A 17654-nucleotide genomic window follows, 5' to 3' on the forward strand; every position below is an offset into this window, starting at 1 on the left:
GCAGATAGAGGAAGCGTTCCGCGATTTAAAAAGTCCCGCATATGGACTGGCTCTTCGGCATAACCGAACCCGTTGTATCAAGCGCCTCAACATCTTGTTATTAATTGCGCTGCTGGCAGAGGTACTGATGTGGTGGAACGGTCTGATTGCGACAAAAGCTAAATGGCAATACGACTTTCAAGCCAACACCATTAAGCATCGGCGTGTTCTCTCTATTCCTCGTTTAGGGAGAGAGGTGAGAAACCACCGACGATATTGCATCAATGAGCAGCAATATCAGTGGGCTATGCTCGAATATCAGAGGCTGACACATTCGTCAGGGTTGGGCGAATTATGAGGGGATCCTTCAGCGCTGGCATAACACGTTTACTACTATGCATTCATACTTGAATTTGACGCCTTAAAACAAGAAACACCCGACAACCTGAGATGCCGAGTGTAGTAAATCGTGTTGATGCATTTGTTATAAGCACGTTTATTATATTACTTATTTTGAGAGCCTTTCAAACAACTCTAGTTTTGCGGGTTCCAAGTGAGTGAGTAGCATTTCCTTTAATTTACTTGTCGATATTGATACATTTTTACTTTTAAATCTTAAATTTACAACTTTAATAATTAATTCTGCCCCCTGATTTTCCTTGGTTATCAAGTCAGGAAAGTCGAATGACATACGACATGTGCCAGAATAATCTTTATAGTCAAAGCTATAGTCAGCATCAACACGGTGCATCTGAATGTACTGATGATAAGATTTATTATGTATGAAAAATGTTGAATGTAGATTTTTACCTTGCAATATTAAATTTGAAACTTTTTCTTGCATCCAAGATATATCCTCAGGAAGATCTTTACTTTTATCAGGACGAAAACCTATATCTTTGGTGTCTTTAAATAATAACTCATTCTCAAACTGTCTCTGACTTAAATCTTTTAAGAATTGAATTCTTGAATCATTAGTAAAATCATTAAACCTGATTTTTTTTATCGATTCCTTATTGTCAACTAACCCATTACTTTTGAATGTGTTGACAATATCTTTAGCAATTAAATTAGCTACTTCTTTAGTTTGAGGTGAAGTATGTGATAAGTTGATACAAATATCTATATTATCAACACCTTTCTTAAACCTAACTTTCCCTGAAAATTGAGATCTATTTTTATCCCAACTTTTTGTATAATCATATCTTTCAACATTGAAAGATAACTCTACATGATCTTTATCACCATCGACAGCTTTGAAGCTTGGCGCACCAAGTACCTTGTAGTTTGAAAAAGGTTTAGATATTAATTTATTAATATCATATGCTTTTGGAACAGACTGTAATAGGTTCTTATCCCCACCAGACCATTTTATAGTTTGGGTCTGAAATTTAGGATTCTCTTCTTTTATTCGAATCTTCTCCTGAATTTCAATCAATTCAGAAGGCATTAAACCTGTTCGAGAGAGCATCGTAATGTAGGAAGATTTCTCGTCATTTCCTACAAATACCCCTCTTCTTCTCAAAATTAACTTCAAATCAGATTTAGTTACGCCCTGATCATTTAAAAGGTCTCTTAAAGCATCACCATAAGGTAAAACAAACTTCTTATCTTTCATTAATTAGACCTCTAAAATCATTTTCATAAGAGAAAACAGATATTTCTACATTGTTAGATTTCTCTTGTAATAAACGAATAGCCTTTTTTACAATAGATTCATGATCCAAAGGGTCATAATCAGGAAAAAGGAAAACAAAGTCAGTCGTAAATTCTAAAGATACATCACTCGCAAGTGAAATAAGTCTAGAAATTGATTCCTCCGAGAAGTTCTCTGAACACGATATACAAAACTTAACTTTGCCACTGTCATTATTAACTAATCTAAATGGTAATATATTTGATGTAAGATATTCGACAGGAAGAATAGAACCATATTTTTTTATATCTGGGTCATTATAATTTGAAGAGCCAAAAGCATAATGAAAGTAAACTTTACTATCTTTATATCTATTTTTAGCATAAGAAATTGAATCATATATGAATGATGCTTTTGAATTATCAACAACATGAATAGCACCGAATTCAAGTTCACTATCTAGTTGGACTGAACTCACCTTTGATATGACATCTTGGTCTGAACTTTTATCATTAGTTAACCAAAATAAAACTCCAGTATCGCAAGCAGAGTTAATTCCTGTCATTTCATATGACTCATTATTATCAGCCCGTAACTCTGAGCACATAAAACATTCAACTGTTTGAGCTAAGTCTTTAATGTGTGCTTTGAAAATAGTTCTAGGGTTAACAGGGTAAGCATTAGACGTGTATTTTACCGAGATTATCACATTATCTAACGTATAATCCTGAAGTTGTGATTTTGACGAATAAAATAGATCTATACCATGGGTATTACGAACGGTACCTTTTTTTCGTTGGTGTTTGTCAGGTTCTGAGCAAGTAAGAGATTCCCCTTCCTGAGCGCCACTCCATCCAATAATGTCAAGAAAACTTCTGACAACACGCTCACCGTGCTCACCTATCTTTTTCGACAACTCACCCATAAACCCTTCTAATTTAACAAGTAATTTTCAGTATGATATCCTAACTCCAGTGCTTGCACTACAATTTGCATATACAGGACTGAAATTAGTGCTTATAACAACTTATTAGCGGGCAACTTGCCCGTTTATTCCAAAATCGGGACGCCCGACTAGTCCGCGTACACTTGTGCTAATTTACCATAAAGTTTCATTAAATCAGACAATTAACCTCCATAAACTGTGGTCTGAATGAAAAAGTCGGGCATCCCGCACTAAAAATGTACAAATTTTCACTATATGCGCTCTACTGCGATTTTATACAGGCATTTTGCATAACAAAAACTTGGTCGAAATGAGGCGATTACTTGCTCAAATGTGATTAGTTCCCGCTATATATATGTTCTCTTTTCTAACGCTCTGTTCTCACCTGCCAAGGTCTGTTTTTAAGTCTATCCATCATTCGATCGCTATTTTCTCGTGATGCTCGGCACAGTCGTAAGTAAAAATGGCAACTTGCGGTATAAGAACTGACCAAATCTGAAAACTGCTTGTTGCGCACGTGCAAAAGTTAACCGAATCTTTTACAAAGGGATTTCGCATATACCTAAACAGCCTCGGAGAGATTTCATGCTCGATAAAATGGCATTCTTTATCTACGTGATCCGCACAGGGTCTATCTCTTCGGCGGCGCGTCAGTTTAATGTCTCCGTCTCTGCGGGAAGCCGCTGGCTACAAGATTTGGAACAACATTTCGGCACTACCCTTTGCCACCGTTCTAACCGCCTATTGGAAGCCACACAAGCGGGTCAGACTCTCTATGAGGAATTCTCACCGATCGTCGATAAAGCCGAGCGCGTCACTCAGAAACTGGCAGGGTTTCAGGATAACGAAAAAGGCCACATCAACATTGCCTGCACGCCTGTTTATGCCAACCACTATTTGATGGACAAAATCACCGAGTACACCCGACTCAACCCGAAAGTGACGTTCAATATTAACGTGACGCCTTGGGCGCTCGACCATGCCAGTACCAGCGATTTAATGATCAGTGCCAACGCCCGCTTTCAGGGCTACCGAGAAAAAGACTTACTCTTGGTCAAACGAGAACTGTTGGCCTCTCCGTTTGTGGTGGTGGCTGCACCGCACTACACAGAACAACAAGGGCTACCCACCCAACCGGAAGATTTGCAGGATCACGCCTGTTTGGTCGCGACCACACTCACGGGCAGTAACGAATGGATCTTCCAAAAAGGCGTTGAAAACATCGTACTGAAAGTGCCGAAAACCATTGAGGTGAACGACAGCGACCTCTTATTACGCGGCGTTTCCCAAGGTGCGGGGATTGCTTACCTTCCTCAATTCGTCACCCAAGATGCGGTTGAAAACGGTGCGCTTATTCCCTTGCTGCAAGACTTTACGACCAGTACTTGGAGTTTGAATCTTTACTATCACCCCGCTTCGGTGGCCTCACCTGTCGCCAGTAAATTTAAGGATTTCTTACTGGAAAACCCTTGCTGACCACGTTTTGCTGACGCCTTACTAATAGGGCTTCACACACCTCATCCCCCTGCTTTGCATTTTCGCAAAGCCACTTTGAATTTCTGTCTATATCGCCACTCACTTCCCTTCCGTAAGCTAGAAAGCAGTTAGCAAATCACCAATCGCAAGCATGGGAGCACGGGTGACATGGAACGCATCTATATTGTGGCGGCAAAGCGCACGCCAATCGGCAGCTTTAACGGGTCTCTCGCGTCATTGTCAGGCGTTGAGCTTGGCGCACATGCGATGAAAGCCGCACTTGAACAGGTAGACATCACGCCGGATCTTATCGACGAAGTGATTGTGGGCAATGTACTGACCGGCGGTGCAGGTATGGGGCCAGGCCGTCAAGCTGCCATCAATGCAGGTGTTCCAGATACGGTGCCTGCTTACACGCTGAACATGATTTGCGGCAGCGGCATGAAAGTCATCATGGACGGTGCGAGTCACATTCGCGCTGGCGATGCACAAATTGTCCTCACTTGCGGCATGGAAAGCATGTCCAACGCGCCGTTTATCACCTCTGGGCAAATTCGCCGCGGCGTTCGTATGGGCCAACAAATGCAGGAAGACAGCATCATCAAAGACGGCTTAACCGATGCTTTCCATCACTACCACATGGGTGTGACCGCAGAGAACATCGCCTCCCAGTGCAATATCAGCCGCGACGCGCAAGACCAGTTTGCCTTGCAGAGCCAACAGAAAGCCGTGAACGCCATTGAAAACGGTCATTTCGAAGCGGAAATCGCGCCAATCACGGTGACTGAGCGAAAACGCCAGTTTGACGTCAAAGACGATGAATACCCCAAAGTAAACGCCACCTTTGAAGGGCTTCAAGCGCTGCGACCAGCCTTCGACAAACAAGGCAGCGTGACGGCGGGCAACGCGTCTGGCATTAACGATGGCGCATCCGCCATTTTGCTGGCATCAGAAAGCGCGGTGAAACGTCACAACCTCACCCCATTGGCTGAGTTGGTGGAATACGGACAGGGCGCCATTGCACCAGAAGTGATGGGACTTGGGCCTGTTTCAGCCATCGCCAACACCTTGACCAAGGCCAAAATGACCATCGAAGACATCAAGGTATTTGAACTGAACGAAGCGTTTGCGGCTCAAGCGCTTGGTGTGATCAAAGAAGTCGCTGAAGAACATCAGATCGAACAAGACTGGCTGTTGGCGCGCAGCAACCTGAGCGGCGGCGCGATCGCTCTTGGTCACCCTATTGGCGCATCCGGCAACCGTATTGTCACCACGCTGGTATACCAACTGCAACGCACGCAACAAGAGTATGGTCTGGCGTCGTTGTGCATTGGTGGCGGCATGGGCACGGCACTCATTCTGAAACGTTGCTAAGGGAATGGACACCATGAAAAAAGCAGCGACCGCCCAACAGATTGAACACCTCTTGCATGACGGCATGACCATCATGATCGGGGGCTTTATGGCGACAGGCGCACCAGAACGCCTGATCGATCTCTTAATTCAAAAAGACATCAAAGACATTACGCTGATCACCACTGACACTGGTTCTCCCGGCCGTGGTTCAAGCCGTTTGATTGCTGATAAGCGGGTGAAAAAGCTGTATGCCTCCCACATTGGGACGAACCCTGAAACGGGCAAGCAAATGAACGAAGGGACGCTGGAGGTTGAGCTGGTTCCTCAAGGCACGCTCGCGGAACGCATTCGCTCTGCTGGTGCAGGGTTAGGCGGCGTACTCACGCCAACAGGGCTCGGCACCATTGTCGCGGAAAACAAACGCGTGATAGACGTCGATGGGCAACCATTTTTGTTGGAAACACCGCTAAAAGCCGATTTGGCTTTGATCAGAGGCTCGAAAGTCGACCGTCGTGGCAACGTCTTTTACAGCAAAACCACCCAGAACTTTAACCCGTTAATGGCGACCGCGGCAGAAACCGTCATTGTCGAACCTGAACAACTTGTAGAGCTTGGCGACATTGCACCTGAAGCGGTTCATACCCCAAGTATTTTTGTCGATCATATCTTTGTTGATCACATTCAGGTGGAGGACATGCAATGACAGCGCAATTAGATAAAGACACCATCCGCCACCGCATTGCATGGCGTGTCGCCCGCGAGATGAAAGACGGTGATGTGGTGAACCTGGGTATTGGCTTACCCACACTGGTTGCCAATCATGTCGACAAAGAGGTCGAGTTGTTACTGCAAGGGGAAAACGGCCTGCTGGGCATTGATCAATTAGCGTGTGAAAACACCATGGACGCCGATCTGGTGAATGCAGGCGGCCAACACATTACTGCCGTAAACGGGGCGTGTTACTTCAACAGCGCCGACTCTTTCGCCATCATCCGTGGCGGCCATGTCGATGCCACGGTATTGGGCGCGCTGCAGGTTGATGAACAGGGCAACCTCGCCAACTGGATCATTCCAGGGAAAATGGTGCCGGGCATGGGCGGCGCAATGGATTTGGTCGTCGGTGCCAAAAAGGTCATTGTCGCGATGGAGCATTCCGTGAAAGGCCAGCCGAAGCTGTTAAAGCATTGCTCTTTGCCACTCACCGCCGCAAATCAGGTCAACCTGATCGTGACAGAAATGGGGGTATTTGAAATCAGCGAACGCGGCATGGTACTCACTGAACTTGCCCCTGAGTTTTCCATCGAAGACGTTCAAGCCGCCACAGAGGCCACGCTTTTGGTGTCACCCAACTTAGCGCCGATGCAATTGCCTGCTGACTGACGTTTATGAGCTAGCCATCAGATCTAGCTCACGAGCGCCTACCCAAGCACGGCCATCACGGAACAAGCATGCTTAGATTAATTTGACTCATTCAGTCCTCAGAAAATAGGATATAAAGGTGCGTAATAATCATGTTTCGTGACATGCCATATACCTTGATGAGTAAGAGCAATCCCAATGTCTAATGTCGTTCAATTTGCGAAGTTTGGTGGTAATAAGAAGACCAACACTGCCCCAGCAACCCAATCGCCAAGCCCTAAAGCGCTAAGGGAACAGGCAGCATTGAAGCAAGATAATCAATGCTATTTTTGTGGCACACGAAAAGAACCCAAAGAACTGAACTGGCTGGATAAGGTGGGCTTTAAGCAAAAAGCGCATGTTGTCTGCGGTGCGTGTGGCTCTGACGCTAAATCACGCTCAATGGATGAACTACGGATAATCCTTGCACTGAAGGCGATGGATTTCAGAACCGTGAAGCTAAAGCAGTACCTTGAGCTGAGAGAGAAAGGGGTTCAAATAGACGGAGTGCGTGAATACAAATTCCACTTTGAAACGATTGAGTGATGGTGAGTAAGGGCTAAAATTGCTTATCTGAATTTCTTCACGAAGGCGGTCGAGACAGATCGCAATAGCAACAAGATTCACGTCAACGCCATAAACCTGACAGCTTTCTACAAGCGTACATCTCTTGGCCTTTTTTTTACTAGACGCCTAAGGCGAGCGCTAAACTCACACACAACTCCAACTTACGCTCCCTCCTTTAATATATAAGTGATACGTGACGCAATTTTTAATCATTAATTTCAGATATATAAATAGGTTTATAGATATCCATCGCAAGGATTTTTGCGTACAAAAACTGTTTTTATCGAGACTTAGGTTAAGTAATTAATGAAAAACGCATTAACCATGCATGACCTCTCTGTGAACAGTGCTCCATGGGTCGACAATAAAGCGTAAATTGCCTTTATCTCAGCCAACGAATCGGTAGGTTTGGTGTGTTCCTATATCTGAGACTCTCGCGCTCAACTCTCTTGAGCCAAGACCAGATAATACAAAAACCATAAAGGAAAACACTGAGATGACTTTCAAGCTAAATTCAATATGTGCCGCCCTCGTCATTGGGCTGTCTGCTTTCACTTCACATGCCTCGGCTTCAAACGGTGGCGAAGTGATGGTCAACCCAACCGCTGGCGTGGTGGTGGGATATTGGCATAACTGGTGTGACGGAGGCGGCTACAAGGGTGGCAACGCGCCCTGCATAACACTGAATGAAGTAAACAAAGACTATAACGTAGTCAACGTGTCGTTCATGAAGGTCTATGACGTTGCAGAAGGTAGAATTCCAACCTTCCGTCTGGACCCTAAAATCGGCCTGTCTGAGCAAGGCTTCATTGACGAGATTGCCAATCTAAACCGACAAGGACGTAGTGTCTTACTGGCATTGGGGGGTGCAGATGCTCACGTCGAAATGAAGGCGGGTGACGAGCAAGCCTTTGCAGATGAAATCATTCGCGTCACCGAAAAATATGGCTTTGATGGTCTTGATATCGACCTAGAACAAGCTGCAGTAACAGCAGCAGACAACCAAACCGTTATCCCTGCAGCATTACGCATGGTAAAAGACCACTACGCTGCGCAAGGTAAAAACTTCCTGATCACGATGGCGCCGGAGTTTCCTTACCTCACGCAAGGTGGAAAATATGTCCCTTACATCACCGCATTGGAAGGTTACTACGATTGGATCAACCCACAGTTTTATAACCAAGGTGGCGACGGCGTCTATGTCGATAGCGTCGGTTGGATAGCACAGAACAACGAAGCGCTGAAACAAGAGTTTATCTATTTCATCTCTGATTCACTGGCGAATGCAACGCGTGGTTTTCATAAAATCCCTCACGACAAACTTGTGTTTGGTATTCCATCTAACATCGATGCCGCCGCCACTGGCTACATCCAAAACCCGAAGGATTTGTATGCCGCGTTTGACCAAATGCGTCAACAAGGCCAACCTCTGCGTGGCGTGATGACATGGTCTGTGAACTGGGACATGGGCACCAATGCGGCAGGCACAAACTACAACCAAAGCTTTATCAAAGATTATGGTGACTTCATTCACAACAACGTGATCTTGCCGCCTAAGAACGCACCAGTATTCACAGGCATCGAAAACGTGCGAGTGCAAGTGGGCGATCTGTTTGACCCATTGGCCGATGTTAGTGCTAACGATAAAGAAGACGGCGATCTGACGTCGAGCATTTTTGTTGAAGGAAACATCGATACATTCTTCGCGGGTCAATATGTACTGACCTATCGCGTGCAGGATTCTGACCTTAACGAGACGGTCAAAACTCGCGTCATCGACGTGTTCAACGACGTTCCTGTTTTCACTGGCCTCGCCGACACACCAATCACACTTGGCGCAGCGTTTGATCCACTTTCTGGGGTTTCAGCCTCTGATGTACAAGATGGTGATTTAACAGGTTCAATTACCGTTGAAGGTCAGGTAAACACTGCCCTACTGGGTGACTACACCCTCACCTATCGTGTTACTGACAGCGCCTCAAATACGGTAACGGCAAATCGTGTTGTAACAGTTGTTGATACAAACACCTGTGCAAATGCGTGGGATTCAGGAACCGTTTACTTCGCTAATGACATTGTGAGCCACAACAATCAAAGCTGGAAAGCAGGTTGGTGGACCAAAGGCGAAGAGCCAGGCACGACAGGACAGTGGGGGGTTTGGACGTTAGTAAATAATAACGGCTGCTAATCCAAGTATCATAAAACACATACAGTAACCGACTACGTTGAATCAAAGTGCCGATGCAAATCGGCACTTTTTTCTCCTGCAGCTCAAATAAAAATCGAGGTAAATATTTAAATACACCACTGTCTGGAAACGCACTACACACCTGTCTTTTTATTGTTCAACACTGAGACTCCTGACATTCCCCTGACGTATTTTCGTCATTCCCCTGATATTTCACCCGTATCTCGACCCTACAATTCGCGCAAAATTTCAGTGAGTTACATTGAATAACTTTGTATTTCCTTGTCGAAAAAATGAACAAGGAGTGATCGTACTTCCATGTAAAAAAAGCAGACATAGATTTCGCTTATGTCTTAAAAAAACATCCCGTAACTTACTGACGAAAATACCTGTCTCTTCTTTTATAAGGATTAAAACGGCCATGACGTTTAAACCAAATGCAATTTGTGCTGCGCTCTTTTTAGGCTTAACGAGCTTTTCTTCTCACGCCGCGGTGTCTGCGGTGAATGGTAATGACATGGTCAACCCCGAAGGTGGCGTTGTTGTGGGTTACTGGCACAACTGGTGTGATGGTGCCGGTTACAAAGGCGGTAACGCACCGTGCGTGACGTTAGACGAAGTGAACCCAATGTATAACGTGGTCGACGTATCTTTCATGAAGGTGTTTGACACCGCAGAAGGCCGCATTCCTACTTTCCGTCTTGACCCTATGATTGGCTTGTCTGAGCAAGATTTCATTAACGAAATCGCTGAGCTAAACCGTCAAGGTCGTTCTGTGTTGCTTGCACTGGGTGGTGCAGACGCACACGTTGAATTGAAAACAGGCGACGAGCAAGCGTTCGCGGACGAAATCATTCGTCTTACCGACCGTTACGGCTTCGACGGTTTAGACATCGACCTAGAACAAGCGGCAGTCACCGCGGCAGACAACCAAATCGTTATCCCAGCGGCACTGCGCATGGTGAAAGACCATTACGCTGCACAAGGTAAAAACTTCCTGATTACCATGGCGCCAGAGTTCCCTTATCTGACTGAAGGCGGCAAATACGTCCCTTACATTACGGCGTTGGAAGGCTACTACGATTGGATCAACCCACAGTTTTACAACCAAGGCGGCGACGGCATTTGGATTGATGGTGTGGGCTGGATTGCACAAAACAACGATGCGCTAAAACAAGAGTTCATCTACTACATCTCTGATTCGTTGATCAACGGTACGCGCGGCTTCCACAAGATCCCGCACGACAAACTGGTATTCGGTATTCCTTCTAGCAACGATGCAGCGGCAACCGGTTTTGTGAAAGATCCTGCCAAGCTGTATGCGGCGTTTGGTCAGTTAAGTAACCAAGGTCAGCCACTTCGTGGTGTCATGACATGGTCAGTAAACTGGGACATGGGCACCGACGCAGCAGGCAACCAATACAACGAACAATTCATCAAAGATTACGGCCCATTCATTCACGGCCAAACGCCTCCACCACCAGTCGAAGGCAAACCTGTGATCAGCGGCGTGACCGATGCACGTGTGCGCCACGGTGACGAATTCGATGCGATGGCGGGCGTAAAAGCGCTCGATAAAGAAGACGGCGACCTGACCTTTAGCATCGTGATTGACGGCAGCGTTGATACTTCTCGCCTAGGTCAATACGTGCTGGTTTACAGTGTGACCGATGAAGACGGTAACGAAACCAAAGCGACACGTACTGTAGACGTGTATAGCCAGAAACCTGTTTTCTCGGGCGTAGAAAAACTAACACTAACATTGGGTGCTCAATTCGATGCGATGGCGGGCGTAAAAGCCACTGATGCAGAAGATGGGGACTTGACGGACAAAGTGGCCGTGGAAGGGAGCATTGATACCGATGTGCTCGGCAAATACACCATTAGTTACAGCGTCACTGATAGTGCATTGCAGACCGTGACCGTTGACCGTGTCATTTCCGTTACCGATGGCAGCACCTGTGTAAACGCGTGGGATGCCTCTGCGGTTTACAATACGGACGACATCGTTAGCCACGCAGGTAAAAACTGGCAAGCCGGTTGGTGGACGCGCGGTGAAGAACCGGGCACAACAGGCGAATGGGGTGTTTGGCGCGCAACCGGAGACAGCGATTGTGGTGACACAGGCACACCCACGGCCACACTGAAACTGTCAGGCGTGAAAAACACTTACACAGCCAACAATGGCAGTATGACGCTCGATCTTTCTCTTGAAAGCAACCAAGCGATGACCGCTGAGATCAAAGTAACAGGTGCGTCGGTGGTGTCTGGCGGTGAAACCCAAGTGTCCGTTGATGGTAAGTTGGCTGTTTCTCTGACGTTGAGCAATGTGGAAGTGGGTCAGTATGCCGTGTCTGTTGTTGGTAAAACCGAAAGCGGCACAACAGTGAAGCAAAACGCAGCATTTACCGTGAAAGATGAGGCGATTACGCCACCTCCTGGCGGTGAATACCCTAACTATGTGTCTGGTACTGCCTACGCAGCGGGCGACATGGTGACAGGTGTGGATGGCAACATTTACGAGTGTAAGCCTTGGCCTTACACCAGCTGGTGTGCGAATGCGTCATATGCGCCGGGTGATAGCCTTTACTGGGCAGATGCGTGGGAACAGCGTTAAGTTCTGCGTGTTAGTTTGACGCTAAAACTTAAATAAACCTAAACCAAGGGGAAGCATGTGCTTCCCCTTTTTGTGTGAGAAACAAGAAACGATAATCGTCATGCACTCTCAATTTTTATTGGGAAGAGAAACTACATCACGCACTCTTGTGCAGCTTTGGCTTTCTCTACGCCCTTTTCTATCAAAGAACGGTTGTCTTCGTTACCGATCGCAGACATGAATTGGTTAAGCAGTTTTTCTGCGGTGCTTTCAGAGGTTGCATCCACCAAACAAGCGTAGGAATTCGCCACCTTGTCTTGCATGTCCTCAAACACGGCTGCATTCGTCAAATCTGCATTCAGCGCTTCTTCGACCGATGCCGCGAACGCTTTCGCAGATTCAGCCGCGCCGCCAAAGGCTTCGACGTTCAGTTCACTGAAATCGACAGCGTCGACTTTATCTTGAATACTCTCAACCGCGCTGTTCGCAGCCTCTTGCGCTTGGTCAATCGCCTTGTTCGCTTCTTCACAACCAGAAAGCGCCAATACAATAGCAACAGAAGCAATTACCTTTTTCATACACATTCGCCTAAATTGGATGGTTCAGTCAGCATCTTAGTGCAATTCGTTTTATTCAATAAAGTGAAATTGATGATGTAATGGATTGCACAACTCTCCAGACCTTGGCTAAATCTGCGTTTTTACTCTAATTTTTACCGTACATACTTTGTTTCTGGCCATGAGCAATCTGTTCTTTTGCCGGTTATCACCCGCCGAACTTCACCTCATCACACCTTCATATGCACCCTCGCACAACCTCTCGTTTTCAACATAATTGGTTACATACAGCGAGAAACCACAATAAGATCCCGTTTATTGTGATCAAGATCGGCTGATCATGTTTGTCGCTTCCATACACTGGACACCGAAACGTTAACGGTGTCGTCATCAATAACATACAAAGCCGTAACGATAACCTGCATCTGCAAATGCAAAGCACGAAAAAGAGGGAACCCATGAGTGAAGTGTTATTAGCCATAGCGGCGGGCGTGATTGTTGGATTTTTGTTCAGCGCAGTCAAACTGCCATTGCCTGCACCGCCTGTTATTTCAGGCATCATGGGGATCGTTGGTATCTATCTTGGTGGTATGGCTTATCAAACCATCGCTGAGCGATTCTTCTCTTAATACAAAATTCGTCCTTAGGGACATTTGTTCAAGCTGGGCTTTTCTCAGCTATCTATTTTTTACGACGACCGAAAACTCGAGGAGGACTGGTGTCTACAGGGAAGCTACCGCCCGCGGCAGATGGATTACAACTCAACTTTTGTAAAACATTGGCGTGTCGAAACTTTGGATTGAGTGATAAGAAGTTTTACCTTCTTCAAGATACCGATCCATCTCGCCCAAGTTTGGTATGCCGAGAGTGTGGCGCTTTTCCTCCTCTCCTAAACAATCACGCAGTCATGGATGAGTATTTGCGCCTCAAAGCGCAGGATTCAGGTAATCTCGCGGCGTGCAGTACACAAGGTTGCCCTGCGCATGGTCTCCCTGTGTTAACGCACAGAGAGCACTATCATGCCTTTGGTTACAGTGGTGAACGCCAGCGTTACCGCTGCAAGCATTGCCAATCAACCTTTGTTGATAAATGGTCTAATGCGAACCCGAAAATCGACGTCCAGCAAAAACTACTGGGCTTGTTGTTTACCGGGTATGCCGTCAGAGAGATCTGCCGTAAATTGGCCATCAATCCAAAAACGTTTTACGACCACTTGGATCAGATTGCGGCGCGCTGTCGTAACAAACTCGCCAGTGTAGATGCGCGTTTTCTGCAAATGGCGACCAACACACCGCTTGCTTCATCACTGGTACCACTTCAGCCGAAGAGTGACAATGGCGTTATGTGGTTAACGACAGGCGATGCCGAGCATGGTTACATTCTGCTGCAAAACATTAATTACTCGGCGGCAGAAGAGAAACCTGATCACCTGGCAGATGTGTTTGATGCGTCGTCACGCTTGATGCCTGATGCATTTCACCCGAACGGTGAGATACACCTTCAAAAGAGCAGCGATTTGCTAACGCAAGTGAACGACAAATACAAAGAAGTCTTGTCGAGAAGCAATGTGGAAGACCCCTACACGCGTCCCATTCGTGTGGATTATCCATCGAAAGGTTGCCTCATTCGCCCGCAATACACAGCGTATGCGCAATATCTTCGCTTAAAAGAGCTGTTGGAATCGTGGGATTCCTTCACCTTATACTTGCCACAAGAGCCACTGATGCGTTCTGCCATGATGAGTATCTTCAAAGAAAGGCTCATGGCGCAGACATGTCACCCTATTTACGTTGAGCAAAATGCACATTGGGTTGAGGGTTCTGCAGCCAGCAACATCGATATTATGCTGCTCAGTTGGTGGCGTGATCGTTGGGCTTTTACACAGGAAGGTACCGCTGCGAAGGCTATTTGCCATCTTGGGCGTGAAACGGGGAGTGAAGAAGCGTGGCTTCAAGATGCAAGCACACAGGTTGTCTATCAATACCAAGCACGTTTCCATCAGCATTTTCGTTCACTGATTGACGAACCTCGACGCCGTTTGCGCCCAGGTGGCTTGCTGCCGCTGCTGGATATTTTCCGAGCATGGAACAATTTATGTAATCAAAACAGCGAAGGGATCACACCTGCACAAGCGCTTGGCCTGACTCGTCACCCGTATACCTTGGCACATTTGTTGGCCTAAAACGGTAGATTTGTTTTGATGACAAAATAAAAAAGCGAGCCCAAAGCTCGCTTTTTTTGCGCTCAAATGAACCTTATTCGTCCGCTTCGGCTTCTGAATAATCTTCTGCAGCACCGCCGCGAGAGGTTGAGCAAAGATTGTAAACCACGTGCTTGTGGTTGATCTCTTTTAGATATTTCAACCAACAAATTGAATACTGAGACTCAGCAGCGCGGCGACCGTTTACTTCATCAACAAATTTCTGCTGTTCTTCGTCTTGTGGAACCATCGTACCTTCGAACAGCGCCTTCATAGTACGGCCACAGGTTTCCAAAAGCTGCGCATCTTTGATGGTAAAATAACCAGATCGGGCAAAACCTTTTGGAAAATGCTTGTCATCAAAAAACCTTTGACCACTAAACATTATTTAGCTCCTTAGTAAATTTGCGCAATATTCTTCATTAAACCCACAAAGTGTAAAGAAAAATATTGTTGACCTAACGATAAAGAAATTTAATTCACAACTTGCTTTATAGTAACGATTAAAAGCGCTGTCGAGTCTTTAGCGTTAGATAGTTCATGAGTTTGATCCGTAAGGTAGCTGAGAAAATTAATCTGGTCGACACGTTTGAGAGTAAGCCTTTGTAACAATGTGAAAAACATCAATATATGGCGTAATTCTCAACAAACTCTGCTCATCTATCCATCAACCATGTTTTAAGACACACAAAGTAAACCTTGAACAATAATGGCTATACCCCCCATTTTCACTAACCTCATGCTGATGGTTGTCACGTTCTTATCGTTCAATTCTTTACATGTTTAATAAACCAAGAATGAAGGTGTGATTCTGTTTATGACGATAAAATATTTTAATCAACGGCAATGAATTTTTTCGTTTTATTTATTCTGTCGTCCAGATCTATGCTTGGCGTGAATTCGATGTCATGGTACTGACACTGTAATTTCATCATAGCGTCACACATGGGCGCTACGTTATTTTAGACAAGGACTTAGCCTGTCAGAGAATGTCTTTAACGACAGATAGGCACAGTGAAAAGTAACTCAAACAGGAACAAGGTAAATAAAATGGCCAAGTGGGAACAGTGGCTTAATAAAGACAGCAGCAAAAAAGAGAAGTTTAATTCGAAGTTCAACGAAGAATTCGACGATCGTCCTCAACAACGTGCGAAAAAGGAACGCCGTAAGGCACGTCCAAGTCGCTCATCTTCCCCTGAGGAATTCCCGTTCGATTAATGAAATGAAAAAGCCAGCGATGCTTCACATCACTGGCTTATTGCTTATAAGTGCTCACTTTTCCATTCGATACTCAGTGAGTCAATGGCTGGTTCTTAGAACAGGAAGCCGTAGCTGTACCCTGTGATAACCGCCATACCCAGCACCACAGCTAGGAAGGCAATAATCATTTGGTTACGGAAGAGTGACTTCAGCAAAATCACTTCGGTTAAGCTAGCGCCTGCACTACCGATAACCAATGCCATGATAGCACCCATGCTCATACCCTTCGCTGCTAACGGTGCGCTCAACAAAATCACAGCCTCTGCGCGGATATAGAGTGGAATGCCAACTATTGCAGCGAATGGAATTGCGAATGGGTTGTCATTACCAGCAAAAGAAGCAATCCAATCAGTCGGAATCGCACCGTAAATCAATGAGCCAATCCCCACACCTACCAAGATATACGGAAGCACTCTTTTAAAGTCTTTCCACACGTCTTGCCAAATTTTCAGCCACTTACTGACAGGCTTCACATTGCCTGAACATGATGTACCGCAGGTCGATGCCTTCTCGGCAGGTTCAGCATACGCTTCTTCTTTTACGTACTTTTCAAAGCCAAACTTCTCGAGCAAGTAACCGCCAGCCACTGACACCAATAAGGCTGATGTGAAGTAATAAATGGTGACCTCTAAGCCAAAGGTGACCGCAAACAAGCCAATGATCATCGGATTCAATAGAGGGCTTGCTAACAAGAACACCATCATGGTGCCAAAACCTGCCTGTGCGCGAATCAGCCCTTTGAGGAAAGGAATGGTTGAGCACGAGCAAAACGGCGTGATTGCACCCAAGAACGCTGCCATGAAATAGCCTTTACCGTTCTTACTGCTAAGGATGTTGCGAATGCGCGCTGGCGGAATGTACATCTGCAGCACGCCCACCAAGTAGCTAATCGCTAAAAACAAAAGGGTAATCTCCACCGCGAGGAACGCGAACATACCGAGGGTGGAACTAATGATGTCTGTATTCATAACAATCTACTTTAATCTGTATTTCTGGAATTATCGAAATATAGATTTGTCAGGCGACGAGATCAAGATATTTCTGGTATTATCGAAATATTAATTTTTCGGAGACAGTTTTTATGGAACTGGACGCAGTAGCAAAAGCATTGAAAGAATTGGGACACCCTACCCGTTTGACGATTTTCAGACGCCTCGTACGCGCTGGGCATAACGGCATCGCCGTCGGTGACGTTCAAGACGATCTTAGCATTCCCGGCTCTACCCTCTCCCACCACCTTTCCAGCTTGATGTCAGCAGGCTTGATCACGCAGCGTCGCGAAGGACGCGTGTTGTACTGTGTTCCTCAGTTTGAGCAGCTAGAGGCGGTATTGGCGTTTTTGCAGGATGAGTGTTGTGTGGATGAGTGTTGTGTGGATGAATCGTCAGCAAGCTGACGGTAAATCGCGAGATTAATAGAGGCGAGGGACGAGTAAGAGCAGATAGAGCAGATAGAGCAGATAGAGCAGATAGAGCAGATAGAGCAGATAGAGCAG

Annotated in this window: 16 protein-coding genes and 1 pseudogene; 12 read left to right on the forward strand and 5 right to left on the reverse strand. The window is 45.9% G+C overall.

The features are described from left to right. Nucleotides 1-337, forward strand: a pseudogene (locus tag BM082_RS23245) (IS4 family transposase); the annotation flags it as partial. A 150-nt stretch (nt 338-487) separates the two neighbouring features. Here BM082_RS23245 and gapS4b read toward each other — a convergent pair. Together gapS4b and gapS4a are read right to left on the reverse strand one after the other, a co-directional pair. Further along, nucleotides 488-1597: a GapS4b family protein gene (gapS4b, locus tag BM082_RS23250; RefSeq protein ID WP_074928818.1), complete on the reverse strand. Its 1110-nt coding sequence runs from the start codon at nt 1595-1597 to the stop codon at nt 488-490. After that, nucleotides 1587-2540, reverse strand: a complete 954-nt coding sequence (gene gapS4a / locus BM082_RS23255) for a GapS4a family protein (protein ID WP_074928821.1) — start codon at nt 2538-2540, stop codon at nt 1587-1589. The genes gapS4b and gapS4a overlap by 11 nt, the downstream gene beginning before the upstream one ends. 606 nt (nt 2541-3146) lie before the next feature. Between gapS4a and BM082_RS23260 the strand changes: the two genes are divergently transcribed. The 7 genes from BM082_RS23260 (at nt 3147) to BM082_RS23290 (ending at nt 12163) form a co-directional block, all read left to right on the forward strand. Further along, on the forward strand, nt 3147-4037 hold the full coding sequence (locus tag BM082_RS23260) for a LysR family transcriptional regulator (RefSeq protein WP_074928824.1): 891 nt from the start codon (nt 3147-3149) through the stop codon (nt 4035-4037). Between the two features lie 168 nt (nt 4038-4205). Continuing rightward, nucleotides 4206-5411 carry an acetyl-CoA C-acetyltransferase gene (locus BM082_RS23265; RefSeq protein ID WP_074928826.1) on the forward strand — a complete coding sequence of 402 codons (1206 nt, stop codon included), beginning with the start codon at nt 4206-4208 and terminating at the stop codon, nt 5409-5411. A gap of 13 nt (nt 5412-5424) precedes the next feature. Continuing rightward, nucleotides 5425-6096: a CoA transferase subunit A gene (locus tag BM082_RS23270; RefSeq protein ID WP_074928828.1), complete on the forward strand. Its 672-nt coding sequence runs from the start codon at nt 5425-5427 to the stop codon at nt 6094-6096. Continuing rightward, the gene (locus BM082_RS23275; protein ID WP_074928830.1) at nt 6093-6773 is read left to right on the forward strand and encodes a 3-oxoacid CoA-transferase subunit B; all 681 of its coding nucleotides are present in this window, start codon (nt 6093-6095) and stop codon (nt 6771-6773) included. Before BM082_RS23270 ends, BM082_RS23275 begins: the two co-directional genes overlap by 4 nt. Nucleotides 6774-6950: 177 nt before the next feature. Continuing rightward, nucleotides 6951-7337: a hypothetical protein gene (locus BM082_RS23280; protein WP_074928832.1), complete on the forward strand. Its 387-nt coding sequence runs from the start codon at nt 6951-6953 to the stop codon at nt 7335-7337. A 517-nt stretch (nt 7338-7854) separates the two neighbouring features. After that, a complete protein-coding gene (locus BM082_RS23285) occupies nt 7855-9546 on the forward strand; it encodes an immunoglobulin-like domain-containing protein (RefSeq protein WP_074928835.1) in 1692 nt (563 codons plus the stop codon). A gap of 421 nt (nt 9547-9967) precedes the next feature. Next, nucleotides 9968-12163, forward strand: a complete 2196-nt coding sequence (locus BM082_RS23290) for an immunoglobulin-like domain-containing protein (RefSeq protein ID WP_074928838.1) — start codon at nt 9968-9970, stop codon at nt 12161-12163. A gap of 131 nt (nt 12164-12294) precedes the next feature. On the opposite strand, the gene BM082_RS23295 is transcribed toward BM082_RS23290, so the two are convergent. Then, entirely contained in the window at nt 12295-12720 is a 426-nt protein-coding gene (locus tag BM082_RS23295; protein WP_017014867.1) for a hypothetical protein, read from the reverse strand. Nucleotides 12721-13157: 437 nt separating this feature from the next. Between BM082_RS23295 and BM082_RS23300 the strand changes: the two genes are divergently transcribed. Then, entirely contained in the window at nt 13158-13328 is a 171-nt protein-coding gene (locus BM082_RS23300; protein WP_017014868.1) for a XapX domain-containing protein, read from the forward strand. Between the two features lie 89 nt (nt 13329-13417). After that, nucleotides 13418-14881, forward strand: a complete 1464-nt coding sequence (locus tag BM082_RS23305) for a hypothetical protein (protein ID WP_017007761.1) — start codon at nt 13418-13420, stop codon at nt 14879-14881. Between the two features lie 73 nt (nt 14882-14954). Here BM082_RS23305 and BM082_RS23310 read toward each other — a convergent pair whose 3' ends face one another. After that, complete coding sequence (locus BM082_RS23310; RefSeq protein ID WP_017007762.1) at nt 14955-15284, reverse strand: MaoP family protein; 330 nt, start codon at nt 15282-15284, stop codon at nt 14955-14957. 665 nt (nt 15285-15949) lie between these two features. Between BM082_RS23310 and BM082_RS25135 the strand changes: the two genes are divergently transcribed. After that, entirely contained in the window at nt 15950-16117 is a 168-nt protein-coding gene (locus BM082_RS25135; RefSeq protein ID WP_017014869.1) for a hypothetical protein, read from the forward strand. A 95-nt stretch (nt 16118-16212) separates the two neighbouring features. On the opposite strand, the gene BM082_RS23315 is transcribed toward BM082_RS25135, so the two are convergent. Then, nucleotides 16213-17127: a permease gene (locus tag BM082_RS23315; RefSeq protein WP_017007764.1), complete on the reverse strand. Its 915-nt coding sequence runs from the start codon at nt 17125-17127 to the stop codon at nt 16213-16215. Between the two features lie 113 nt (nt 17128-17240). On the opposite strand from BM082_RS23315, the gene BM082_RS23320 reads away from it, so the two are divergent. After that, nucleotides 17241-17555 carry an ArsR/SmtB family transcription factor gene (locus BM082_RS23320; protein ID WP_074928841.1) on the forward strand — a complete coding sequence of 105 codons (315 nt, stop codon included), beginning with the start codon at nt 17241-17243 and terminating at the stop codon, nt 17553-17555. Nucleotides 17556-17654: the final 99 nt, after the last annotated feature.

It is taken from the genome of Enterovibrio norvegicus DSM 15893, assembly GCF_900115495.1.
In the GTDB taxonomy this organism is placed as follows: domain Bacteria; phylum Pseudomonadota; class Gammaproteobacteria; order Enterobacterales; family Vibrionaceae; genus Enterovibrio; species Enterovibrio norvegicus.